The sequence below is a fragment of the Ensifer sp. 2TAB8 genome, from assembly GCF_052115125.1.
In the GTDB taxonomy this organism is placed as follows: domain Bacteria; phylum Pseudomonadota; class Alphaproteobacteria; order Rhizobiales; family Rhizobiaceae; genus Ensifer.
In genome coordinates, this window is the sequence record NZ_JBFRGB010000016.1 from 77,890 (window position 1) to 100,071 (window position 22,182).

Here is a 22,182-nt window from a genome sequence, read left to right on the forward strand (position 1 = left end):
GCGCCTGGCAGAACCGGCGCCGCACCAAGGGAACACACTGGTGGGTGCTTTGAGCGCGTATCTCGATCTGATGGGGTTCGCCGAGGGAGCCTGGGGCATGGATATGCTCAAGGCGACAGGCGTTACGCTTTGCGTTGCCCTCAGCGGCTTTGCCGCCGGGGCGGTCTTTGGCTGTCTCTCCGCGGCGGCGTCGTTCTCGTCGCTGCGCGCTCTGAGGATGTTGGCAGATGGTTACACCACCATCCTGCGCGGCATTCCCGACCTGCTCGTCATCTATCTCTTCTATTTCGGCAGCAGTGCGGTTTTAAGCCAACTCGGCGCTCTGTTCGGATCCGAGGGCTTCATCAGCGCCCCCGTGTTCCTGACCGGCGCTCTGGCGATCGGGGTGGTTTCAGGCGCCTATCAGGCCGAAGTCTATCGCGGTGCGGTGCTCGCGCTCTCCAAGGGCGAAATTGAAGCGGCAAGGGCCTACGGCATGCCGAACCACCTTCTGTTTCGCCGCATTATCCTCCCCCAGGCGACGCGGTTCGCAATCCCGGGTGTCGGCAATGTCTGGCAACTGGTGCTGAAGGAATCCGCACTCATCTCGGTGGTGGGGCTGATCGAACTGATGCGGCAGGCACAGATCGGCGCAGGTTCGACACGCAAACCCTTCACCTTCTTCCTGACGGCTGCGGTGCTTTACCTGCTGATCAGCTTCGTGTCGGGCGTCCTGTTCCGGATTGCCGAGAAGCGCGCCATGCGCGGGATCAGGCGGGCACTATGATCGATCTTCCCTTCATCTACGACGCCTTCGTGCAGCTTTGCAGCGGCATCCCGCTGACGTTGCAACTGATGGCGGTATCCGTCGCCTCCGGCGCCGTTCTAGCAATTGTTCTCGCAGCGATGAGACTGTCGACCTGGACACCGCTCGACCTTCTGGCGCGGATCTACATCTTCATCTTTCGCGGCACGCCGCTTCTGGTGCAGCTCTATCTCATCTACTACGGCCTCAGCCAGTTTCCCGAACTGCGCAAGACCTTCCTCTGGCCGTTCCTGCGGGAGGCCTATTGGTGCGCAGCGCTGGCCCTCGCGCTCAACACAGCAGCCTACAGCGCCGAGATCATCCGCGGCGGCGTGCTCTCAGTGCCAGCGGGGCAGATCGAAGCCGCGCGTGCCTATGGGATGAGCGGCTTCACTCTCATTCGCCGCATCATCGCGCCACAGGCGCTGCGGCAGATGCTGCCTGGCTACTCCAACGAAGTGATCCTGATGGTGAAATCGACGGCGCTGGCCTCGACCATAACCATGATGGAAGTCACCGGGCTGGCGGCAAAACTCATCTCGGCGACCTACCGGCCCGTGGAGATCTTCATCGCCGCCGGCGCGATCTATCTGCTGCTCAATTTCATCGTCAGCCGGCTGTTCAAGCTGTTCGAATACCGGCTTTCGGCCGCGCAGCGCCAACCCCTCAACCGACGTGCCGCAGGAGAAAATGCATGATGAACGCGCCCCTCGCGCCGGCCGTGAAGATCACCGGGCTCGAGAAGAGCTACGGTGCCTACAAGGTGCTGCATTCCATCTCGCTCAGTGCCAACCAGGGCGAAGTCGTCTCGATCCTTGGGGCCTCGGGTTCCGGCAAGTCCACGCTGCTTCGCTGCATCAACATGCTGGAAGTGCCGGATGCGGGTGAAATCTCCATTCACGGTGAAAGCTACAGGCTTACGCAGCGTTCGGGCTTCGCACCGCGCGTCGCCGATCCGAAGCAACTGCTGCGGCTTCGCTCCCAAGCGACGATGGTGTTCCAGTCCTTCAATCTCTGGTCACACCTGACGATCCTTGAAAATCTGATCGAAGCGCCGGTCCATGTGCAAAAGCGCAAGCGCGCCGAATGCGTCGCGGAGGCCGAAGCCCTCCTCGAGCGGGTGGGGATCGCCGACAAGCGCAACTTCTATCCGGCGCATCTTTCCGGCGGCCAGCAGCAACGTGCGGCGATTGCCCGCGCACTCGCCATGCGACCCAAGATCATGCTGTTCGATGAACCGACTTCGGCACTCGATCCGGAACTGGTCGCCGAGGTGCTGAAGGTCATGCGCGATCTCGCAGCCGAGGGCCGCACCATGCTCGTCGTCACCCATGAGATGGGCTTTGCCCGCGACGTCTCGAGCCGGGTTCTGTTCCTGCACAAGGGGCTGATTGAAGAGGACGGTCGCCCGGAGCAGGTCTTCTCGAACCCGAAGAGCGAGCGCTTTCGCCAGTTCATTTCCAAGCACAACGCCTGAAACCAACTTTGAAAAAACCAAGAGAGGAGAACGCATGAAACTGAAGATTGTCTTGTCTGCCGTCGGCCTGCTGGCAACGGCCCATGTCGCGCAAGCGGAGGACGTGATCCGCATCGCCACCGAAGGCGCCTATGCGCCGTGGAACTTTTCCGGCCCCAACAATGTGCTGGAAGGCTTCGAGATCGACCTGGCGAACGACCTGTGCGGACGCATGAAGGCCAAGTGCGAAATCGTTGCGCAGAACTGGGATGGCATCATCCCTTCGCTGACCGCCGGCAAATACGATGCCATCATGGCGGCCATGAGCATCACGCCGAAGCGTGAGGAAGTGATGGCCTTCTCCGCCCCCTACGCGGCTGCAATCAACTCCTTTGCCGTGATGGAAGACAGCGATCTCGCCAACCTGCCGGAAACCGGCAAGCCGCTTTCGGTCGATTCCGAAGCCGCCAAGCCCGTACTTGAGGAAATTGCCAAGAAGATCCAGGGCAAGGCTGTCGGCGTACAGGGCTCCACCACGGCTTCCGCGTTCATGGAACAGTACTTTCAAGGTGGCGCCGACGTTCGCGAATACAAGACCACCGAAGAGCACAACTTCGATCTCGCGAGCGCCCGCCTCGACGCAGTCGTGGCCAATGCGACCGTTCTCGCAGCAGCGCTCGAGAAGGACGACATGAAGGGTGCCAAACTCACCGGCCCGCTCTTCTCGGGCAAGGTGTTCGGCATGATCGGCGTCGGACTGCGCAAGGAAGACACCGCACTGAAGGCTCGTTTCGACGACGTCATCAAGGCTGCCGTCGCCGACGGCACGGTGAAGAAGCTCTCCGAGAAGTGGTTCAAGGTGGACGTGAGCCCGCAGGAATAAGCCTCGAAAACCGGCCCGTCCGAGCTTCGGACGGGCCACGCCACCGGCATACGGACCGAAATGCATGCGCAGATTACCAGATCAGGACATCGTCATCATCGGAGCAGGCCTTGTGGGCGCCGCCCTCGCCTGGGGCCTTGCGCGCGCGGGTGAGCGGCCGCTGCTTCTGGACGGAGAAGATCTGTCGCTGCGCGCATCTCGCGCCAACTTTGCGCTGATCTGGGTTCAGGGTAAGGGGCTCGGCGCTCCCCATTATGCACGCTGGACAATGCGCTCGACCCGCCTTTGGCCGGAATTCGCGGCCGCATTAAAGGAGACTTCCGGTGTCGATGTTGCCCTGAAGCAAAATGGGGGCTTCACCTTTGCGCTGAGCGAAGCCGAGCTGGAACGGACGCATGAAGATGTCGTGACGGTTGCGCGCGAACTTGGCGATGATGCCACCGAACATACCCTGCTCGACCACGCAGAGACGGCGAAACTGGTGCCGGCGATCGGGCGGGATGTCGTCGGCTCCGTCTATTCTCCAATGGATGGCGACGTGAACTCGCTCCGCCTGCTCCGGGCGCTTCATACCGGCATGATACATCTAGGCGCTGCTTACGAGCCGCATTGTGAGATCGACGAGATCACCCCCCGATCGGGCGGGTTCCAATTGAAGGGCTCCTGGGGCGAGGTTTTTGCCAAACGCATCGTCCTGACGGCTGGCGTCGGCAACAGCCGGCTTGCCGCGATGGTCGGTATTCACGCGCCCTCCGTGCGCAGCAAGGGGCAGATCCTCGTCACCGAAAAATGCCGTCCGTTTTTCCCCTACACCTCGGCCACGCTCAGGCAAGCCGACGAAGGCGGCGTGATGATCGGCGACAGCCAGGAAACCCACACGGACTCGATTGCCACCAACCAGGACATCAGCGCGGTTCTGGCCGATCGCGCCATCCGGACATTTCCCTGCCTGAGTGGCGTCAACGTCCTTCGCTCCTGGGCCGGCTTCCGCGTCAAGACGCCCGACGGTTTTCCCATTTACGAGCAGTCGACCGCCCATCCCGGTGCCTATGTGGCGATGTGCCATTCCGGCGTGACGCTTGCCGCAATCCACGCGCTTGTCGTCGCCGGTGAGATCGCCACCCGGCAGGCCGTACTTGCCGGCAACACATTCCCCGGCCGGAGATTTCATGTTTCGCAGAATTGATAAAGCAGCGGAAACCGTCGTCGTCACGTTCGACGGTATCCCGATGCGCGTCGACACCGAGCAGACGGTGGCCGCGGCGCTCCTTAGCCAAGGTATCAGCACGTTGCGCAGGAGCGTCGTCGGCGATCGCCCACGTGCACCCTATTGCCTGATGGGTGTCTGTTTCGAATGCCTGGTCACCATAGACGGCATTCAAAACCGGCAGGCTTGCATGACCGTCGTGCGTGACGGGATGGCGATCTCATCGCAAAGCGGTGCCCGCTCTCTGGGCGAAGGGTGCTGACGATGGCGCTCCGGAAAATCGACGATCTTCATCTTCTCGACCGCGAATACGATCTCGCGGTCATCGGTGCAGGGCCGGCGGGGATGGCCGCGGCGGCAGAAGCGGCCGCCGCTGGCGCGCGAACGATCCTCCTTGATGAAAACCCCGCCCCCGGCGGCCAGATCTACCGGTCGATCGAAAGGAATTCGCCAACAAGGCGCGCCTTCCTCGGCAAGGACTACTGGAAGGGAAAGGGCGTCCTTAAGGCGTTTCTTCAGTGCGACGCCGCCTACCTGCCCCAAGCACTTGTCTGGAGTGTCGAGCAAGGCGAGACCGATGGAAAGACATCTGTCGAACTGCGCGTTTCGGCCGGTGGCAAGAGCAGCATCGTTCATGCGCGACGGGTCGTGTTCGCCACCGGCGCGATGGAGCGGCCGATGCCCGTAAGGGGGTGGACGATTCCGGGCGTGATGACGATCGGGGCGGCCCAGATCGCACTCAAATCTTCAGGGCTGGTGCCCGACGGCCGCGTTGTTTTGGCAGGCAGCGGCCCCCTGCTTTATCTCTTTGCCGGCCAATTGTTGCAGGCAGGTGGCAACCTCGTCGCAGTACTCGACACCACGCCGCGTTCGAACTGGACGAAGGCGCTGCCTTTCCTGCCCCCATTTCTGGTTTCGCCCTATCTGCTGAAAGGCCTGGCGCTGTTGGCGAAGGTCCGGCGCTCGGTGCCGGTTTTCACCGGCGTCGGGACGATCGAGGTCATCGGTCAGGACCGGGCCACCGCAATCCGCTTTAAGGCCAAGGGCCGGACGAAGGAAATCGACATCGACAGCGTCTTCCTGCATCAGGGAGTCGTCCCGAACAACAGCCTGGCCAACGCGACCGGATGTCTTCTTGCCTGGAATGACCGTCAGAAGTGTTTTCAGCCAGACCTTGACACACGCGGTCGATCCTCGCTGCCGGCGATCTACGTCGCCGGTGACGGCGGCGGCATAGGCGGCGCGCTTGTCGCGGAGGTCGGCGGGCGGATAGCGGCGCTGGCCGCCTGTCTCGATCTCTTTCCGGAGAAGACGCGCCAGATCGGACCGCTCCTGGCGAAGCACGAAAAGCGGCGCAGGGTCTTGTCGCGCGGGCGCACCTTCATCGACACGCTCTATCAGCCCGCTGTGGCGTTTCGCGCACCGACCGATCGGGAGACGATCGCATGCCGCTGCGAAGAAGTGACGGTAGGTGCCATCCGTGATGCCGCCGCGCGCAACGTGGTCGGCCCCAACCAGCTCAAGACGATGCTGCGCTGTGGCATGGGGCCGTGCCAGGGGCGCATGTGCACGGCGACCATCACCGAAATTCTGGCTGACGTGCAACAGCGGTCCCCCGCCGATATCGGCACCTACAGGCTTCGCACACCGATAAAGCCCGTCCCCTTGCGCGAATTCGCCTCGCTCCCCCTCACGCCGGATGCCGTTCAGGCCGTTACCGGCGACCACTCCGACAGAAGCTAACCCCTCAACAAAGGAAACAAAAATGGCAGAACGTCATCTCCGCACGCCCATCATGCACCGCGTCGTTGAACACAACGGCATCGTCTATGTCGGCGGCACGACCTGTGACGACGAGAGCCTCGACATGGCCGGCCAGACCCGCGAAATCCTGGCGAAGATCGATCGTTATCTGGCGGAAGCTGGCACCGACAAGACGAAGCTCCTGACCGCCACGATCTTCGTGACCGACCTGGGCAAGAAGCCGGACATGGATGCCGTTTGGAAGGCCTGGGTTGGCCCGGAAGAGCTGCCGACCCGCGCGACCGTGGGCGTTGCCGATCTCGGTGGTGACACGCTGATCGAAGTGGTCGTCTCGGCCTACAAGTAGCCGTCGCTGGCCGGATCAGGCGAGACGACCGTGTCTCGCATGATCCGGCGCGCCGTCATTCAGGCACGCTCGACCGGGACTGAAGCTTGTCGAACGGAGCGACCGCCTGTCGCAGAAAATCTATGAGCTTGCTGGCCGCGAGCGATCGTGGATGGTTCCTCGGTGTAAGCAGCCACAGATCGATCGTCGTTTCCGGAACGATACTCCGCCGCACCAGAACGTCGCTGCCAAAATCGAGTCCGACGAACGAAGGCACAATGGAGACGCCGACGCCATTGGCAACGAAACAACAGGCAGTTTCCGAGAGCGGAACCTCGATTCGGTTTCTCTTCTGTACGCCCTTGATCTGGAAGGCACGGTCAATCGTCATTAACGAGCAGTCGTCGCGCGCCAGGGAGACGAAAGGATCGCCGCCGAGATCTTCCAGATCGATGACGGATTTGTCCGCCAGCGGATGGCCCGCGGGAAGCACGCAGACCATTTCGAAGCGCATCAGGCGCTCGGCATCGACGTTGGGATGCTCGAACGGCAGCACGCTGAGGCCGATATCCACCTGTTGGGCCGCGACGAGATCGATGATGCGCGGCGACGGCAGGCTTCGCATCGTGAAGTGAATATCGGGCTGTTCGGCAAGCAGGGGCGAAAGCGCCTGTGCGAGAAAACGCGTGGTCAACGCCGGCGGGGCGACAAGCGTGATCTCCCCCCATTCCTGATTGCGGACAGCATCGGCCAGCCTTGCCACGCGTGCGGTCCCCGAGAACATCTTGGCGACCTCGACCGCGAGCATACGGCCTTCGAGCGTTGGCGTGAGCCGGCCACCGGCTCGAACGAAAAGCTGAAAGCCGCAGGCATCGGAAAAGCTGCGCAGTAGCTTGCTGACCGCCGGCTGAGAGATCCGCATGCGCTCAGCGGCCAGCGTGACGGACCCGGTCTCGACGGTGTTGTGGAACGCCTCCAACTGGCGGATGTTCATGGGTATGCCTCTGCTTGGAATCGAGCAACATGAGTTTCGGTTATAATGAGCGGATAATTTGATATTTGACAATCATATCCCGTCTCGCTTCTCTCACACCAACCAAACACGACGGATCGGGCGTTCGATCTGCTTCAAAAAGGGAACGAGAATGAGAATAGCCTTGGGAACGGCCCTACTGACTTTGGCGCTTTCAACATCGGCGTATGCCGGCGTCTTGTCGGTATGCGTGGAGGGATCGCCGGAAATCTTCAATCCGCAGCTGAGCAGCAGCGGAACGACGTCGAACGTGCTGGCCAATATCTACGACAATCTGGTGTCCGTGAAGGCAAACAGCTCGGACATCGAACCGGCACTGGCTGAAAGCTGGACGATCTCGGAGGATGGCCGGACCTACACTTTCAAGCTGCGCAAGGGCGTGAAGTGGCAGTCCAACGATCAGTTTACCCCGACGCGGGACTTCAACGCCGATGACGTGGTGTTCACCTTCGACCGGATGCTGAAGTCGGATCATCCCTATGCGAAGATCAGCAACGGCACCTACATCACCTTCAACACCAAGCTTGCCGATAGCCTGAAAGCGGTTTCCAAGATCGACGACTACACCGTTGCCTTCACGCTGAAGGAGCCGCTCGCTCCGTTCATCGGCATCATGGCGCATCAATCTCTCGCCATCACATCGGCCGAGTACGCCGACGTCCTGATGAAGGCGGGCAAGCCCGAGACGTTCGACATGGTCCCGATCGGGACGGGTCCCTTCGCGTTGCAGGCCTATCAACAGGATGCCGTGGTCCGGCTCGTGCCGTTCAACGAAACCTGGGGGGCGGCCATCGGCGACAAGAGCCGCACGCCCATGGTCGACGCCCTGGTAATGGCGATCAGCGCCGATGCCCCGGTGCGGCTGCAACGTGCATTGGCCGGCGAATGCCAGATTGCGCTTTACCCCAACCTTGCCGACCGCGCCCAGATCGAGGACAGCGACACGCTCGAACTGATGCAGACGCCGGTGGCATCGACCGGGTTCATCGACTTCAACTTCCGCGACGAGAAGTTCAGGGACAAGCGGGTCAGAACCGCACTGGCCGAGGCGATCAACGTCCCGGCACTCGTCGATACCGTCTATAACGGCATGGGCATCGCCACCGGCGCACTCATCCCTCCGGTTCTCTGGGGACATGACGGCGAGCTGAAGCCGCACCCCTATGATCCGGAAAAGGCAAAGGCGCTTCTCAAGGAAGCCGGATACCCGGACGGCTTTTCGACCCAGATCTGGGCGATCCCTGTCTATCGTCCCTACATGCCGAACGGTCGCCGCGCCGCCGAGATGATCCAGGCCGATTGGGCCAAGATCGGCGTCAAGGCCGAGGTCGTTACCTTCGAGTGGGGCGAGTACATTCAGCGCGCCAGGGCGGGAGAGGCCCCGGTCGCGATGTTCGGCGGCATCTATGATTTTCCGGACCCGAGCCAGATCCCGAACAATTACTTCATCTGCGATTCCGACGGCAAGCCAAGCCCCTCCAATGTAGGCGCCTGGTGCGACAGTGAGTTCATCAGCCTGATGAACGAAGCCGGGCGTATCGCGGACAAGGAGAAGCGTATCGAGCTCTACAAGAAGGCACAGGCACGCTTCCACGAGGAAGCGCCTGCGGTCATCCTCGGTGGAGCCGATACACTGACGGCCGTCAGCAAGACCGTGCACGGCTTCCAGCCCGCCATTTTCGGTACGAGCCGCTTTTCAGGCGTGACCGTCGACTAGGCTCGCCACACCGGGCAAGCCATGCATTCGCATTGGAGCAAACATGAAAGTCCTGATCATTGGTGCTGGCATTCTTGGGGCCAGCACCGCCTATCACCTCGCGAAAAAGGGCGTCGACGTGGAAGTCGTCGACGCCCAGCACGAGGGTAAGGCAACTCTTGCCGGCGCCGGCATCGTCTGCCCGTGGGCGACGAAGCTCGAGGACGGCGATTTCTATGACATGTACGCCGCCGGCGCAGCCTATTATGCCTCCCTCGTCGAAGGCCTGAAGTCGTTCGGCGAAGCCGATCTCGGCTATGGCAAGGTCGGCGCGCTGGTCGTGGCCGAGGACAGGCAGGAGTTCGAGGCTGCCGCCGAGCGCGTGGCGCGGCGCGTTGCCAATGTGCCTGAAGCGGGCACGGTCGAACATCTGAGCCCGGCTGCGGCGCGCGAGAAGTTCCCGCCGCTGCGCGAAGGGATGGAAGCGATCTTCATACCCGGGGCCGCGCGCGTCGATGCGCGGTTGCTCGCGGCCGCAATGCTGCGGGCCGCAAGCTCTCTCGGCGCGAAGGTCAGACAGGATCGCGTTTCATTGGCCTTGCGGGATGGACGTCCCGTCTGCACCGCCAGCGATGGAACAGCACTTCAAGCGGACGAGGTCGTCGTCACGGCCGGTGCATGGGCATCGCAGATTCTCGACCCGCTGGGCCTTCAGCATCCGGTCGCACCCCAGAAGGGCCAGATCATTCATCTTCGCCTGCCGGGCGTCCAGACATCGAACTGGCCCGTGCTCCTGCCGATGGGCAGCCATTACCTGCTGGCGTTCGATGACTCCCGTGTCGTGATCGGCGCGACGCGCGAGGACAATTCCGGTTTCGACTATCGCGTGACCGCAGGTGGCGAAGCCGAAGTCCTGAACGCCGGACTGGCGATCGCCCCGGGGCTTGCGAACGCGACGCACATAGAAACCCGCATCGGGTTTCGCCCGGCGTCGAGCAACATGAAGCCCATTCTGGGCCGCGTTCCCGGTTTCTCGGGCTTGACGATCGGCAACGGCCTCGGCGCAGCCGGCCTCACCATCGGCCCGTTCGCCGGAAAGCAACTCGCCGAGTTGCTGACAGACGCTCCTCTCGACGTCGATCTCACGCGCTACGCCCCGGCGTAAATCGCCGGTCGGCTTTGAACTCAACATCAATGGAAAAGGAACAATCATGGTAACGCGTTACCGGAAACACCGTATCATGCATGCGGCTGTCGAGCACAACGGCCTCATCTTTGTCGGCGGCCACGCAGCCACCGACATTTCCGTCGGCATGAAGGAACAGACGCAGCAGGTCTGCGAGAAGTTGGACGGCGTGCTGGCCGAATGCGGCTCGGACAAGACCCAGCTCGTCTCCGCCCGGATCTACATCAGCGACATGTCGAAGAAGGAAGAAATGAACGAAGCCTGGCTCGAATGGCTCGACGGCGACGACCTGCCCTCGCGCGCGACCATCGGCGTCGCCGATCTTGGCGACCCGAAAAGGCTCATCGAAGTCGTGGTCGTCGCGGCCAAGAACTAACGCGAGCTTGGCAGGTCAGGCCTGCCTGCTCCCCTGCCACCTCTGCTTACGGAGTTGCAGCGCACCGGGTGCCTGGCGCGCTGCTTTTCTTTTGCCGCACATGAGCGGAAGCCGTTTGCCCGACGTGTCAGCAACCAATTGAGCGCGCCCATCCGGCAGCGCGTCGCGCCGCCTCGGTCAGCACGGGTTTGGGCGCCTTGTACCACTCGTTTTCAGGAAGCCTGCGCTTGTCGCGAACATGGTCGATCGCGGCCTCCAGGGTCGGGAACTCTTGCGGCAGCGTGAGATGGAGAAACAACGACACGACAGCAACGGAGCGCGAGCGTCCGCCACGGCAATTGATCAGCACGCCCCCGCGCTCCCGTCTGGGATAGGACGGTTTCTCGGGCAGCACCTGCTCGAGCGCGGCCCGCAAGATGTAGTGCGCCGCAAGCATCTGCGTGTCCGGGTTTCCATCGCCGTCGATAAGCCCGACCTTGTAGTAGCGGATCTCGCCTGGGCCATGGACACTGTTTCGGTGATCCGAGACGAGCTGCGGCTCTCGGACGAAATTGAAATCCAGATTGACCGCGCAATTGACGACGGTGGTGATGCCGTTGCGGCGCAGGAGATCGAGATCACTCGCGCCTTCCTTGCCCGAGATGAAGATGTCGACGTCATAGGTCGGATGCCTGGCATAGATGAGGCTGAGCCTTGGCAGCTCGCTGTTCGCCTTGTTGGCGGCCATCGTTTCGGTTGGTTCAATTTGCATGCTTTCCTCGTCTCCGCTCATGGCGCTGGAGCTTTGGCCGTACGGCCATCTGAAATGGCCTGCGCGACGCGGTTCAGGGTCGGATAATCGGCACCGGCGCCATAAGCCACATAACCGGGGCACAGATAATCGGCAGAACCGACCGGCACTTTGCCGAGCGGTAGGGGGCGGTAGCGCCCGCCGGAATTTCTGAGGATCAACGTCGCAGCGGCGACATCCCACGCATTGACGCCGAAACCCGCGGCCGCGTCGACAAAGCCGGCCGCCACATGCGCGATGCTGAGGGCTGCGCTGCCGGGCCGGCGCAATGTCGAGAAGGTCTTGACCAGGTCGCCAAAGCGACGAAGGGCGACATCCTGTCCATCGAGACGAAAGTCTCTCGAAACGGGATAGCCTGTGATCAGGGTCGCGCGGCTCTCGTCGCTCACTGCCTTGGAAGTGATGACGTCTCCATTCAGATAGGAGCGCTCGAGGTCGCCCGAGAAAAGTAGGTCGGCGACCGGGTCGTAGACGACCCCTGCCACGACCACCCCCTCTTCGACTGCGGCGATCGACACGCACCAGAAGGCGAGCCCCCGAGCGAAATTCGCCGTTCCATCGATCGGGTCGACATACCACTGGATTTCACCCGCACCGACCTGACCGCCCTCTTCGCCGAGCATGGCCGAGTTCGGCTCGTTCGCAAAGATGTGGTCCCGGATCAGTGCCTCGGCGTTTTTGTCGTGGATCGTCACGATGTCGTGCAGGTCGCGCTTGTAGTCGACCGCCATTTCCGAGCGAAATGCCGCAAGGAGTGGCGCCCCCACGGCCCGGGCCGCGCCCTCCGCGATCTGCATCAGGTGGCGTGATCGGGCAAGTTTGCCCGCTTCATCGGCGGGACTGGGGCTTGCCGCCGGATAAGCGTTGCTCATGCTTTCTTTCCGTTCATGCGGGTGCGGCCGGCGCGACCTGTCCTCGTCATGTCGCGCCGGGCCTCGAGTTTCTATTTGCTGTAGTTCACGCGCCAGAAGTCCTGCCATTCCTCGCGCCGGTCGAAGTCTTCAAGACCCGTTGCGGCATTGTAGGGGAACAGGCGGTCCGCCACTTCCATTATCCCCGACGGTTCGTCCGCCGGCATCTTGATGTCGATGTTGGTCGGCAGCTTGCCGTCCTTCATCTGCGGTGCAATGCCCTCTTCCGTCAGCACGTAATGAATGAAGAGCTTCGCGGCATTCGGGCTTGCGCTCTTCGACGCAACGAGGCCCAGCTTGGTGTAGGTCCAGCCGACCCAGGGCTGAAGCTCCGTGCACAGGCCAAGCTTGTAGCCCTTGCCCTCGTTGTCGCGGAACTTGGCCGAACTCAAAAGACCGAAGAACGGCTCCTTCTGGCCGGCCGCGCCGACAGCTTCGGCGACCGGATCGTCACCGTCGGTCACCAACGGCCCGTTCTGTGCGAGCGCCTTGATCCAAGCTGCCGCCGCACTCTTCTCGCCGGTTTCGATATCCTTGCCGAAGTGGCTCTTGTAGGCGTCGGCCACCGCCTTGTCGGCGTGCTTCTCCATCTGGTTGAACCAGTCGGTATAGGTGCTCTTGGTCAGGGGATCGACGAGAGCGATCTTGCCTTTCCACTTCGCCTCCGTCAGCTCCCAGATGTTGCTCACCGGGCATTTGTCGTAGGTTTCGGTGTTGTAGGCCCAGACATTGGCATTGGTCGAAATCGCCAGAGGGTTCTGGAAGGCTGCCGGTATCTTGTCCTTCATGTCCCTTGGCAGATAGCTCTCGACGAAGCCTTGCGGCAGAAGCTGGGCGAGCGCTGCCGGCGCATCGGTAATCAACGCGACATCACCCTGGACATTGCCGGCCTGCGCCTCCCGGATGATCATTTCCAGCTGGCTGTTGGCCGAGACTTTCACGCCCGTTGCCTTGACCCCGTATTTCGCGGTGAAGGCTTCGGCCATCTCGACGATCTTGCCGGTGCTGTCATAGACGTTGATAGGCTTTTCCTTCTTGGCCGCCTCGACCAAGGCGTCGAGATCCAACGCCTCTTCGGCACGCGCCTCAACCGCGACGGCGGTCGCAAGGGCGGCCAACGCCACCCCCATTGCCAGTAATTTGCTGTTGCCTCTTTTCATGGTTTCCCCTCCCAAGGAGACCGTTTCAGGGTTCACGAGGTTACTTCCGGTAGTTGATCCGCCAGAGGTCCTGCCAGGTTTCGCGCTTGTCGAGATCATCGCCGGCCGTCGCAGCATCGAAGACCATCAGTTCTTCAATGTGCTTGGAAACGCCGGAGGCCTCGTCAGCCGGCAAGGCGATCGTCCTGTTGCCGGAGATCTTTCCGTCGACGGTCTGCGGCGCGATCCCTTCGGCCGTCATCAGATACCGAACGAAAAGCTTTGCAGCGTTCGGGCTCTTCGTCTGAGCGGCAATCAGGCCGAAGCCGGGATAGAGGAAGCCTGTGAACGGCTCCATGCCGACGCAAATGCCGAGTTTCAGCCCCTTGGTTACATTTTCCCGGTACTTCGCGGTCGAGGTGATCGCAAAGAACGGCTCGGCCTGACCGGGTGCGCCGGCAGCCTCGGCGACAGTCGACGAATCCGCGAGCAGCGGGCCGTTTGCGGCAAATGCCTTGACCCAGGCGGCCGTGGCACTCTCACCTTGTGTATCGAGTGCCTTGCCGTATTGCACCTCATAGGCCCGCGCGACGTCCTTGTCGCGATGATTGGCGATCTGGTTGAACCAATCCGCATAGAGCGGTTTGTCGAACAGATCGAGCATCGCAACCTTCCCCTTCCACTCCGGCTCCGTCAGCTGCCAGATGTTGGTGATGGGGCATTTTTCGTACTTCTCCGTATTGTACGTCCACACGTGCGGATCGGAGACGACCACCAAGGGATTACGCAGCGGTTCGGGGATGTCGCCCGCGAGATCGGGCGGCGTCCAACTGGTGGCAATGCCTTCGGGAAGCATCTGCCCGACTGCGGAAGCGACATCCATGGCGAGGCTGACATCGCCAACGACGTTGCCCGCCTGATGCTCGCGGATCATGAGTTCGACCTGCGTCGCCTCATTCACCTTCTTACCGTTTGCCTGGAGCCCGTATTTTTCGTTGAAGGCCTGGACGGTGTCGACGATCTTGCCGGTCACCGCATAGACCGTGATCGGCGGCTCTTTCTTCGCCGCCTCGATCGTCGCGTCAAGGTCGAAGCTCTCCTCGCCATGGGCTACGGAAGCCAACGAAACAGAGGCGGCGATAGCCCAGGCGGAGACGGACGCGACCGTCCCAAGCCGACGCGTCGTCATGATCTGATTGCTCATAAAGTTACCCTCGGAGTTCGCTTCACTTCTGGTAGCTGAGCCGCCAGAGGTCCTGCCAGGTCTCGCGCGCGTCCCAGTCGTCGAGGCTCGTTGCCATCTGGTAGGGCATGACCTGATCGATAACTGCGCCGATGCCTGAAGGCTCGTCGGCAGGCAGCGAAACATCCTGGTTCGTCGACATCTTCCCGTCTTCGGCCTGCGGCGCGATGCCTTCGGCCGTCATCACATAATGGATGAAGAGCTTCGAGGCATTGGGGCTATTGGTGCCCTTGGTGATCAGCCCGACGCCCGGATACATCCAGCCGAGCCACGGCTTCAGGTCCTTGCAAAGGCCTAGCTTCATGCCCTTGTCGGCATTGTCACGGAACTTTGCCGAGCTCATCAGGCCCATGAACGGCTGCGATTGCCCCGGCGCGCCGACCGCGTCGGCGGCTGCCGCATCCGCATCGGTCAGGAGCGGCGCGTTGGCGGCAAGCGCCTTCACCCAGGCGGCCGTCGCGCTGCCGTCGTCGGTTTCGAGCTGCTTGCCATAAAGCTCCTTGTAAGCAGCAGCTACCTTGTCGTCGCCGTGCTTGGCCATCTGGTTGAACCAGTCGACATAGGACGCCTTGCCGAGCGGGTCCTGCATCGCGACCTTGCCCTTCCATTCCGGTCCCGTCAGTTGCCAGATGTTGCTGACCGGGCACTTGTCGAAGAGTTCCGTATTATAGGCCCAGACGTTGGCGCTGGTGACCACAGTCAGCGGATCCTGGTACTCCGCGGGGATCTTGGCGGCGAGATCCGGCGGCAGCCAGCTTTCGGCAAAGCCCTGCGGAATGAGCTGGGCCATCGCAGCCGGCGCATCGCTGATGATCGACACGTCGCCCTGGATGTTGTTGGCGCGGGCCTCGCGAATGATCATCTCGAGCTGGGCGGTCGCCTTGACCTTCGACCCCTCGGCAGCGACGCCATATTTCTCCGCAAAGGCCTTGGCCATTTCGACGATCTTGCCGGTGCTGTCGTAGACCGTGATCGGCGCTTCTTTCCGTGCCGCCTCGATGAGGGCGTTCAGGTCGAACGCCTCCTCCGCCAGTGCCGGCCCGCTGATCGCCACGATCGTCGTCGCCAGCAAGGCGCGCCGGAATGTACGTTGCATCCTGTCAGTCTTCCGAATTTGCATCGTCTGTTCCTCCCTCAGATTCTGTTTCGGTATGCCGTCTGGCGCCTAGCGCCCTAGTTCAGTGTGCTCTTGCGCAGCAGCGCATCGGCTTCGCCGATGCGTTGACCGTTTTTGTCGAAGACGTGCAGCGCCTCAGGCAGCGCGAAATAGGAAACCTTCGCACCGGTCTCGACGCGCGGCAGGGCATTCGTGGTCAGGAAAAGCGTGTCGTTGTCGTTCCTGAGCTCGAGGATCCAGCTGCCGCCGGTCGGCAGAACGCCCGTCACCGTCATCTCGCCGGTGAAGCTGCCCGCAGGCACACCCTTTGGTTCCATTGCGTACCCGATCGCCTCGGGCCGGATGCCGACCGAGCCGATGCCGCGCAGCGACGGATGGCGCTCGCCAAGATAGGTTTCGGCCGCACGCGACATCTCCGAGGCTGCAGGCGAGCCGAAGGTAAGGATGTTGATCGGCGGGCTGCCGACGAATTCCGCAACGAAGCGATTGGCGGGACGATCGTAAATATCGTTCGGCGTGCCCATCTGCTGCAGCGTGCCCTCGTTCATGACGGCGATGGTCGTCGCCAGCGTCATCGCTTCCCACTGGTCATGGGTGACGAAGACGATCGTCGTCTTGAACTCCTTGTGGATGCGCTTGAGCTCGGCCCGCATTTCGAGCCGTAGCCGCGCGTCGAGGTTCGAAAGCGGCTCGTCGAGCAACAGAACCCCCGGATTGACCGCGAGCATGCGGGCAAGCGCCACGCGCTGCTGCTGGCCGCCGGAGAGCTGCGAGGGGTAGCGGTCGCGATACTTGGCGATGTCGAGCGCCTGCATGACCTTCTCCACCCGCTGCTCGCGCTCTTCCTTCGGCAGTTTGCGCAGACGGAGGCCAAAATCGGTGTTGCGCTCGATCGTCAGGTGCGGCCAGAGCGCGTAGCTCTGGAAGACGAGGCCCATCTCACGCTTTTCCGGCGGAATGAACACCCCTGCCCGGACCGAGTCGACCACCCTTTCGCCGATACGGATTTCACCATCGGAGAGGTTTTCAAGGCCGGCGATCATGCGCAGCGTCGTGGTCTTGCCGCAGCCGGAGGGGCCGAGAAGGCACATGAACTCACCATCGCGGATTTCGAGATCGAGGTTCGAAACGGCATTGGCGGAATTGACGCCATAGTTCTTCTGCGCGCCGCTGAGATTGATGGTGGGCATCAGCTTCCGAGTCCTTCTGCGAGATTGGTCTTGGTCAGCTTCTGGGCTGCCAGTGTTCCGAGATAGGCGATGGCGGCGATGATCAGCACGACCGCATTTGCCGCCTGGGTGTAGTGGTAATCGACGAGCCGCAACGAGTAGGTCGTCAGGACGTCGGTGCTCGGCACGGCGAGGATGACGAACAGGCTCAATCCCTTGATGCCCGAGATGAACGGCAACAGCACACCGGTGACCAGCGACCCTTTCTGGATCGGGATCACGATCAGCATCATGCGGCGGAACCAGCCGGCGCCGGCGATCTGGGCCGCTTCTTCGGGATCTTTGCCGAGCTGTGTCATGGCGGAGATGCCGGCGCGCGAGGCATAGGGCATCTGGTCGGCAATCAGCGCCAGGATGAGGATGGTGACCGTACCGTAGAGGGCGGGCATCGGTCCGCGTGGCACCGCAAAGAGCGACAGATACGCTGCAGCAAAAGCGATCCCGGGCACCAGATACGGCAGGAAGGTAACCTGCCTCAGGTAGACCGACAGTGCCTTTACCGGCGTGCGGATGACGACGTAGCCGACGAGCAATCCGAGGATACCCGAGGTCAGCGATGCAAGGCCGACGATCATCAGCGTGTTCTTCGCCGCCGCCCATAGATCCGGGCTCAGCAACACACCCGTTTGCAGCGCCACGGTATGGAGATCGCGGCCAATCCAGTAGTCCAGCGTGAAGTTGTCGAGGGTGAACTGGGCCGGCAGCTTCATGATCGTCGACAGGAACAGGGTGAGCAGCGGCAACCCGACACTCAGCAGGAAGATGAGCGCTGCGAAACCGGTCGCCGGCAGGCGATACTTGCCGAGCCGGCTTTGGCGATTCATCGAGCCCTTGGACCCGACGGTGACGAAGCGGCGCGCTTCACGAACAAGCCGGGCATCGATCATTAGGGTGATGATGCCGATCAGCATGATCGAGGCCGCGACGACGCCGGCGACACCCGTCTGGCGCGAAGCGATGCTACGGAAGAGTGACGTGGAGAGCACCTCGAACTTGACGGGCAGCCCAAGCACATAGGGCACACCGAACTCACCGAGGCACTTTGCGAAAATCAGCACCATCGAGGACAGCAATGCCGGGCGCATCAGCGGCAGGATGATCTGCATCGCCACCTGGTAGCGCTTCGCACCAAGAATGCGGGCAGAGTCTTCAAGCTGGGAATCAAAGCGGCGAAGGGCCGAGCCGAACAGCAGGATGACGAAGGGCGTGTAGTGCAGCGCCAGGATGACGACGATCGGGAAGCGCCCATAGGCAACCCAGTCCGGAGGCGTCAGGCCCATCGCTTCAAACCAGCCCGGCTGGCCGCCGACCGTCCGGTTCTTGAAGAGCGTGGTCCAGGCGAGCGCGAACGTCCAGGCCGGCAGCATGTAAGGCACGATGAGTGCGGTTGCGAACCAACGCCGCCCGAACATGTCGGTCCGGCTGATCAGCCATGCGAGCACCGTGCCGATCACCAGCGACAGGCTGATAGCTCCGACGGCGACAGATAGAGTGTTAAGAAGCGGCCGCCAGAACAGGTCGACAGAAACAGGCGAAAGGAACGCCCGGTCGAGATAGTAGAGCGTCAGGTCGCCGAAATCCTTGCCGAGCCGCCGCTCGTGCCCGAACTGGACCCGGACGGAATCGAGCACGATCGAAATGATCGGCACGACGATCAGATAGGTGAACAACAGCGCCGTCAGAATGCCGACCAATGTTGTCGGCTCGCGGGAAGCGACCTTCGCTCGATACCGCCAGCGCTGCCATGCTGTCGGCGCCGTCGCGTCGTCTGACACTGTCGACGCCTTGGCTGTTTCACTCAATAAGGCCATGCTCTTCCCCTTGGAACTCGACATGCGCAACCTGCTGCGGCGATCGAAGCCTGGCGGCGCTCCAGTAATGCTGATGGGGAAATAGATGCCGGGCCGCACTTGATGCGGCCGCATTGAAAGCCGCGAACGACGCGAGCCGTCCCGCCTTCCTGGCTGCTCTCCTCCCCACTCGCGGACAGGCCGGATGCCCTGCCAAAACGACGACACCAACTCCTCAAAGGCGCCACCATTGTCGCGAATTCAAACGGAACAAATATTCCAAAATTTCTCCGTCAGTGGAATGTATGATCCAATGACAGGGGCGCCTTGTCAATCAAAAAATTGCACACGTGCGCATTGATTTACTTCGTTGTTTTTATTGATATTTTTATGGAGAATGTCTATTATTTTTCGAACACGTGAGCAATCAGCATCAGAAGGCGCTTTCCGGTACAACGATTGGCGGTCGTTTTGCGGGTGAGGGAAACGTGCGGGCGGAGGCTGCGGAGCACCGGCTGTGGCCGCTAGTTCGCACTTTTTCGTTGGAATGGGGCAGCTTTTATGGCCCTGATGGGAACGTTCTGATTCAGTGGGGGAATGCATGGCAAGAGGGTTCGTAACCGCCGAGGAAGTCGCAAAGCGCGCGGGCGTTTCGCGCTCGGCGGTATCGCGAACCTTCACGCCCGGCGCCAGCGTTTCCCAGGCGGTCCGCCGCAAGGTGTTGAAGGCTGCAAGAGAGCTCGGCTACCGTGTCAACCGGCTCGCGCAGGGCTTGAACAACGACCGATCGAACCTGATCGGTGTCGTCGGGGCCAATCTCAGTTCACCCTTCATATCCAAACAGCTCGATCTTCTGAGCATCGGCCTGTTGCGCCAGGGACTGCAGTGCCTGCTGCTCAATGCAGCGGATGCCCGCAAGGATATTGCTCCGCTGATCGAGCTTCTCTTCGAATTCCGCGCGCAGGCCATCGTGGTTCTTTCCGGCGAACCGCCGGAATCAATCGTCGACCAGTGCATCGCCAACGGTGTCAGGCTGATCCTCATCAACCAGAAACTCGACCGGACCGATACGAGCATGGTGTTGAGTGACGATTCCCGAGGCGCCGATCTCGCAGCACTGCGCCTGATCGAGGCCCAATGCAAGAAGGTTGCGGTTGTTTCGAGCGGCAGCCAGACGCCAGCGCAGGTTCGCCGGGCAACGGCGTTCAAGCAGAAAATGGCGGCGGCCGGCATCGACGTCGTTGCCTGGTCTGGCGGCCCGACAAGCTATGAAAGCGGTTATCAGGCGGGTTGCGAGGTCCTGAAAGACCAGGCCATCGATGGAGCCTTCTGCGTCACCGATCTGCTGGCACTCGGCTTTCTCGACGCGGCACGCACCGAAATGCAGCGCCGCATCCCGGCCGACCTTTCCGTCGTCGGCTTCGACGATATTCCGCAGGCAAGCTGGAAGAGCTACGAACTCACCACCGTTGCCCAATCCTTTACCGCCCTGACCGATCACGTGTTGGCCGCGCTTGAGTCCGACGATGCGGAAACCCGCCTCCAGGTCGTTCCGGTCGCGATGGTCGAACGCAAGACGGCAAGGCGCTAAGCCGCAGTTTCAGGAAGCCGCCTGCCGGATGCGGCTCTCGATCAACAGTCCGCTCTGATCGAGGATCGGGTGGGCAACAGAGGCGATATGCGCATTAATGCGCTTCAGATCACGCAGCATGTCGAGATGAAGCGAACTGGTCTCGATGCTGTCGGCGCGTCCGTCACGCAACCGCTGCAGATGCTGTTCGGCCGATTGCCGTTCCAGCCGGCGAACGTCCTCTTTCGCCTGGACAAGGCGCCGCGCCATGGTGTTGTCGCGCGTGGCAAACACCGCCTGCGCCATGCGCAGATTGTCGATCGTGATCGCGAACAGCCGCGAGAGTTCTTCGTGGCCATCGCGGGAAAAGGTCAGGCCCCGGGCGATCTTCTTTGCAAGTTCGGGCAGCAGACCCTTTTCGATGATGTCACCGATGTGCTCGAGGTTAATGGCATAGTCGACGATATCGGCGGCACGCCGGCGATGCTGGTCGTCGATATCGGACTGGCCGACACGCGAAACATAGACCTTGATTTCGTGCTGCACGCGATCGACCCGCCCTTCCAGCGTGCTGATCGTCGAGAGCTTGGAAAGATCCGTCTGCTGCAAGGCGTCGTTTGCCTGAACGAGCATGCGCTCGATCATGTCACCGACGCCGAGGACCTCCCGGCTGGCTCCTGCAAGGGCCGCAACCGGTGTCTGCAGATAGCCCTGTTCCAGAAACGACGGGCCATCCTCAGCCTTCGCCGGGTCCGGCAGCAGCCGCCCCGTGAGACGAGAAAGCGGCCGGGCAAACGGGGCGGCCAGGACCGCCAGCACGAGATTGAAGCCAAGATGCGCGTCGACCGGCAGCTTGTCATGCGACAGCGGCAATAGTTCGAGCAAATGGCCGGAATAGCCGGCCAACGGCAGTGCCAGGAGGCAACCAACTGCCCGGACGATCAGATTTCCAAGCGCGACACGTCGGGCGCTGGTCGCCGCATGGAGCGTTGCAAGAACGGGCGGCACGGCCCCACCGAGATTTGCGCCAAGAACGAGTACGATGAGCAGCCCCGTCGAAAGCTGGCCGGACGCGGCAAGGGACAGGATCAGCACCACGATCGCGAGGCTGGACGAGGCAAGGACGGCAAGGCCCGCGGAGATGACCAACGCAACCGGCCAGGCATTGTCGAGGAGCACGAGGAAGGCAGAAAGCGCCACCGACGTGCGAAGCGGTTCGGTGGCAGCGCCGATCAAATGCAACGACAGCAACATCAGCCCAACACCGACGAGCGCGGCACCCGCCCCCTTGCGGGCATTCGAGCTTCCGCGCCCGACGACGACACCGCAAAGCAGCAAAAGCGGCGAAAGCCATCCAAGGCCCAATGCGACGATCCAGGCGGTCATCGCCGTTCCGACATTGGCGCCTAGCAGTACCACTTGCGCCATGCGCGGCAGGATGAGGTCACGCTCGACGAATGACGCCACCATCAGGGCAGTCGCGGTCGAACTCTGCAGCGCAACGGTCGCGACGAGGCCGGAGAAGAAGGAGCGAAAGCCGTCGCGCGTTCCGGCCGCGAGGCCAGCCTTCAGCCGAACGCCGAAGACGCGCTGCATGCCCTCGCGCACCTGGCCGAGGCCGAAGAGGAGAAGGGCCACAGCGCCGAAGATATTGATGCTGACATTCGCCGAATCCACGGCTCC

Annotated in this window: 21 protein-coding genes; 12 read left to right on the forward strand and 9 right to left on the reverse strand. The window is 61.9% G+C overall.

Annotated elements, in window-relative coordinates; genetic code table 11:
• Window positions 1-70: 70 nt before the first annotated feature.
• The 8 genes from AB4Z53_RS23770 to AB4Z53_RS23805 all read left to right on the forward strand — a co-directional run bounded on the left by AB4Z53_RS23770 (window position 71) and on the right by AB4Z53_RS23805 (window position 6,440).
• On the forward strand, window positions 71-766 hold the full coding sequence (locus AB4Z53_RS23770; RefSeq protein WP_441598025.1) for an ABC transporter permease: 696 nt from the start codon (window positions 71-73) through the stop codon (window positions 764-766).
• A complete protein-coding gene (locus AB4Z53_RS23775; RefSeq protein WP_113537372.1) occupies window positions 763-1,482 on the forward strand; it encodes an ABC transporter permease subunit in 720 nt (239 codons plus the stop codon). The genes AB4Z53_RS23770 and AB4Z53_RS23775 overlap by 4 nt, the downstream gene beginning before the upstream one ends.
• A complete protein-coding gene (locus tag AB4Z53_RS23780; protein WP_113537469.1) occupies window positions 1,482-2,261 on the forward strand; it encodes an ABC transporter ATP-binding protein in 780 nt (259 codons plus the stop codon). The genes AB4Z53_RS23775 and AB4Z53_RS23780 overlap by 1 nt, the downstream gene beginning before the upstream one ends.
• A 34-nt stretch (window positions 2,262-2,295) precedes the next feature.
• Entirely contained in the window at window positions 2,296-3,123 is an 828-nt protein-coding gene (locus AB4Z53_RS23785) for a lysine/arginine/ornithine ABC transporter substrate-binding protein (RefSeq protein ID WP_441597946.1), read from the forward strand.
• 64 nt (window positions 3,124-3,187) lie between these two features.
• The gene (locus tag AB4Z53_RS23790; RefSeq protein WP_441597947.1) at window positions 3,188-4,309 is read left to right on the forward strand and encodes an NAD(P)/FAD-dependent oxidoreductase; all 1,122 of its coding nucleotides are present in this window, start codon (window positions 3,188-3,190) and stop codon (window positions 4,307-4,309) included.
• A complete protein-coding gene (locus tag AB4Z53_RS23795; protein WP_441597948.1) occupies window positions 4,293-4,592 on the forward strand; it encodes a (2Fe-2S)-binding protein in 300 nt (99 codons plus the stop codon). The genes AB4Z53_RS23790 and AB4Z53_RS23795 overlap by 17 nt, the downstream gene beginning before the upstream one ends.
• Window positions 4,593-4,594: 2 nt before the next feature.
• A complete protein-coding gene (locus AB4Z53_RS23800; RefSeq protein WP_441597949.1) occupies window positions 4,595-6,073 on the forward strand; it encodes an NAD(P)/FAD-dependent oxidoreductase in 1,479 nt (492 codons plus the stop codon).
• 22 nt (window positions 6,074-6,095) lie between these two features.
• Window positions 6,096-6,440, forward strand: coding sequence for a RidA family protein (locus AB4Z53_RS23805; RefSeq protein WP_077500383.1), 345 nt, complete (start codon window positions 6,096-6,098; stop codon window positions 6,438-6,440).
• Window positions 6,441-6,495: 55 nt separating this feature from the next.
• Here AB4Z53_RS23805 and AB4Z53_RS23810 read toward each other — a convergent pair whose 3' ends face one another.
• A complete protein-coding gene (locus AB4Z53_RS23810; protein ID WP_441597950.1) occupies window positions 6,496-7,485 on the reverse strand; it encodes a LysR substrate-binding domain-containing protein in 990 nt (329 codons plus the stop codon).
• Between the two features lie 79 nt (window positions 7,486-7,564).
• Between AB4Z53_RS23810 and AB4Z53_RS23815 the strand changes: the two genes are divergently transcribed.
• Genes AB4Z53_RS23815 through AB4Z53_RS23825 form a run of 3 tightly spaced genes read left to right on the forward strand, consistent with a single transcriptional unit; the run spans window position 7,565 to window position 10,710 of the window.
• Window positions 7,565-9,169, forward strand: coding sequence for an ABC transporter substrate-binding protein (locus AB4Z53_RS23815; RefSeq protein WP_441597951.1), 1,605 nt, complete (start codon window positions 7,565-7,567; stop codon window positions 9,167-9,169).
• A 43-nt stretch (window positions 9,170-9,212) separates the two neighbouring features.
• Window positions 9,213-10,313, forward strand: coding sequence for an NAD(P)/FAD-dependent oxidoreductase (locus AB4Z53_RS23820; protein ID WP_441597952.1), 1,101 nt, complete (start codon window positions 9,213-9,215; stop codon window positions 10,311-10,313).
• A gap of 46 nt (window positions 10,314-10,359) precedes the next feature.
• Window positions 10,360-10,710, forward strand: coding sequence for a RidA family protein (locus tag AB4Z53_RS23825; RefSeq protein ID WP_291165171.1), 351 nt, complete (start codon window positions 10,360-10,362; stop codon window positions 10,708-10,710).
• 127 nt (window positions 10,711-10,837) lie between these two features.
• Here AB4Z53_RS23825 and AB4Z53_RS23830 read toward each other — a convergent pair whose 3' ends face one another.
• The 7 genes from AB4Z53_RS23830 to AB4Z53_RS23860 all read right to left on the reverse strand — a co-directional run bounded on the left by AB4Z53_RS23830 (window position 10,838) and on the right by AB4Z53_RS23860 (window position 18,950).
• Entirely contained in the window at window positions 10,838-11,461 is a 624-nt protein-coding gene (locus AB4Z53_RS23830) for a dual specificity protein phosphatase family protein (RefSeq protein ID WP_441597953.1), read from the reverse strand.
• A 17-nt stretch (window positions 11,462-11,478) separates the two neighbouring features.
• Window positions 11,479-12,372: an inositol monophosphatase family protein gene (locus tag AB4Z53_RS23835; protein WP_441597954.1), complete on the reverse strand. Its 894-nt coding sequence runs from the start codon at window positions 12,370-12,372 to the stop codon at window positions 11,479-11,481.
• A gap of 71 nt (window positions 12,373-12,443) precedes the next feature.
• Window positions 12,444-13,541, reverse strand: coding sequence for an ABC transporter substrate-binding protein (locus tag AB4Z53_RS23840; protein WP_441598026.1), 1,098 nt, complete (start codon window positions 13,539-13,541; stop codon window positions 12,444-12,446).
• 70 nt (window positions 13,542-13,611) lie between these two features.
• Window positions 13,612-14,754, reverse strand: a complete 1,143-nt coding sequence (locus AB4Z53_RS23845) for an ABC transporter substrate-binding protein (RefSeq protein WP_441597955.1) — start codon at window positions 14,752-14,754, stop codon at window positions 13,612-13,614.
• A 22-nt stretch (window positions 14,755-14,776) separates the two neighbouring features.
• Complete coding sequence (locus tag AB4Z53_RS23850; RefSeq protein ID WP_441597956.1) at window positions 14,777-15,889, reverse strand: ABC transporter substrate-binding protein; 1,113 nt, start codon at window positions 15,887-15,889, stop codon at window positions 14,777-14,779.
• Window positions 15,890-15,966: 77 nt separating this feature from the next.
• Window positions 15,967-17,100 carry an ABC transporter ATP-binding protein gene (locus AB4Z53_RS23855; protein ID WP_441597957.1) on the reverse strand — a complete coding sequence of 378 codons (1,134 nt, stop codon included), beginning with the start codon at window positions 17,098-17,100 and terminating at the stop codon, window positions 15,967-15,969.
• Window positions 17,100-18,950 carry an ABC transporter permease gene (locus tag AB4Z53_RS23860; protein WP_113537473.1) on the reverse strand — a complete coding sequence of 617 codons (1,851 nt, stop codon included), beginning with the start codon at window positions 18,948-18,950 and terminating at the stop codon, window positions 17,100-17,102. Before AB4Z53_RS23860 ends, AB4Z53_RS23855 begins: the two co-directional genes overlap by 1 nt.
• Window positions 18,951-19,530: 580 nt before the next feature.
• On the opposite strand from AB4Z53_RS23860, the gene AB4Z53_RS23865 reads away from it, so the two are divergent.
• On the forward strand, window positions 19,531-20,520 hold the full coding sequence (locus AB4Z53_RS23865; RefSeq protein ID WP_441597958.1) for a LacI family DNA-binding transcriptional regulator: 990 nt from the start codon (window positions 19,531-19,533) through the stop codon (window positions 20,518-20,520).
• Window positions 20,521-20,529: 9 nt separating this feature from the next.
• On the opposite strand, the gene AB4Z53_RS23870 is transcribed toward AB4Z53_RS23865, so the two are convergent.
• Window positions 20,530-22,176: a Na/Pi cotransporter family protein gene (locus AB4Z53_RS23870; protein ID WP_441597959.1), complete on the reverse strand. Its 1,647-nt coding sequence runs from the start codon at window positions 22,174-22,176 to the stop codon at window positions 20,530-20,532.
• Between the last annotated feature and the right edge of the window lie 6 nt (window positions 22,177-22,182).

Excerpts from the sequence above, each read along its gene's own strand:
- AB4Z53_RS23770 (WP_441598025.1), top strand. The coding sequence starts at position 71 with ATGGGGTTCGCCGAGGGAGCCTGGGGCATGGATATGCTCAAGGCGACA.
- AB4Z53_RS23775 (WP_113537372.1), top strand. The coding sequence starts at position 763 with ATGATCGATCTTCCCTTCATCTACGACGCCTTCGTGCAGCTTTGCAGC.
- AB4Z53_RS23780 (WP_113537469.1), top strand. The coding sequence starts at position 1,482 with ATGAACGCGCCCCTCGCGCCGGCCGTGAAGATCACCGGGCTCGAGAAG.
- AB4Z53_RS23785 (WP_441597946.1), top strand. The coding sequence starts at position 2,296 with ATGAAACTGAAGATTGTCTTGTCTGCCGTCGGCCTGCTGGCAACGGCC.
- AB4Z53_RS23790 (WP_441597947.1), top strand. The coding sequence starts at position 3,188 with ATGCGCAGATTACCAGATCAGGACATCGTCATCATCGGAGCAGGCCTT.
- AB4Z53_RS23795 (WP_441597948.1), top strand. The coding sequence starts at position 4,293 with ATGTTTCGCAGAATTGATAAAGCAGCGGAAACCGTCGTCGTCACGTTC.
- AB4Z53_RS23800 (WP_441597949.1), top strand. The coding sequence starts at position 4,595 with ATGGCGCTCCGGAAAATCGACGATCTTCATCTTCTCGACCGCGAATAC.
- AB4Z53_RS23805 (WP_077500383.1), top strand. The coding sequence starts at position 6,096 with ATGGCAGAACGTCATCTCCGCACGCCCATCATGCACCGCGTCGTTGAA.
- AB4Z53_RS23815 (WP_441597951.1), top strand. The coding sequence starts at position 7,565 with ATGAGAATAGCCTTGGGAACGGCCCTACTGACTTTGGCGCTTTCAACA.
- AB4Z53_RS23820 (WP_441597952.1), top strand. The coding sequence starts at position 9,213 with ATGAAAGTCCTGATCATTGGTGCTGGCATTCTTGGGGCCAGCACCGCC.
- AB4Z53_RS23825 (WP_291165171.1), top strand. The coding sequence starts at position 10,360 with ATGGTAACGCGTTACCGGAAACACCGTATCATGCATGCGGCTGTCGAG.
- AB4Z53_RS23830 (WP_441597953.1), bottom strand. The coding sequence starts at position 11,461 with ATGCAAATTGAACCAACCGAAACGATGGCCGCCAACAAGGCGAACAGC.
- AB4Z53_RS23835 (WP_441597954.1), bottom strand. The coding sequence starts at position 12,372 with ATGAGCAACGCTTATCCGGCGGCAAGCCCCAGTCCCGCCGATGAAGCG.
- AB4Z53_RS23840 (WP_441598026.1), bottom strand. The coding sequence starts at position 13,541 with ATGGGGGTGGCGTTGGCCGCCCTTGCGACCGCCGTCGCGGTTGAGGCG.
- AB4Z53_RS23845 (WP_441597955.1), bottom strand. The coding sequence starts at position 14,754 with ATGAGCAATCAGATCATGACGACGCGTCGGCTTGGGACGGTCGCGTCC.
- AB4Z53_RS23850 (WP_441597956.1), bottom strand. The coding sequence starts at position 15,889 with ATGCAACGTACATTCCGGCGCGCCTTGCTGGCGACGACGATCGTGGCG.
- AB4Z53_RS23855 (WP_441597957.1), bottom strand. The coding sequence starts at position 17,100 with ATGCCCACCATCAATCTCAGCGGCGCGCAGAAGAACTATGGCGTCAAT.
- AB4Z53_RS23860 (WP_113537473.1), bottom strand. The coding sequence starts at position 18,950 with ATGGCCTTATTGAGTGAAACAGCCAAGGCGTCGACAGTGTCAGACGAC.
- AB4Z53_RS23865 (WP_441597958.1), top strand. The coding sequence starts at position 19,531 with ATGGCAAGAGGGTTCGTAACCGCCGAGGAAGTCGCAAAGCGCGCGGGC.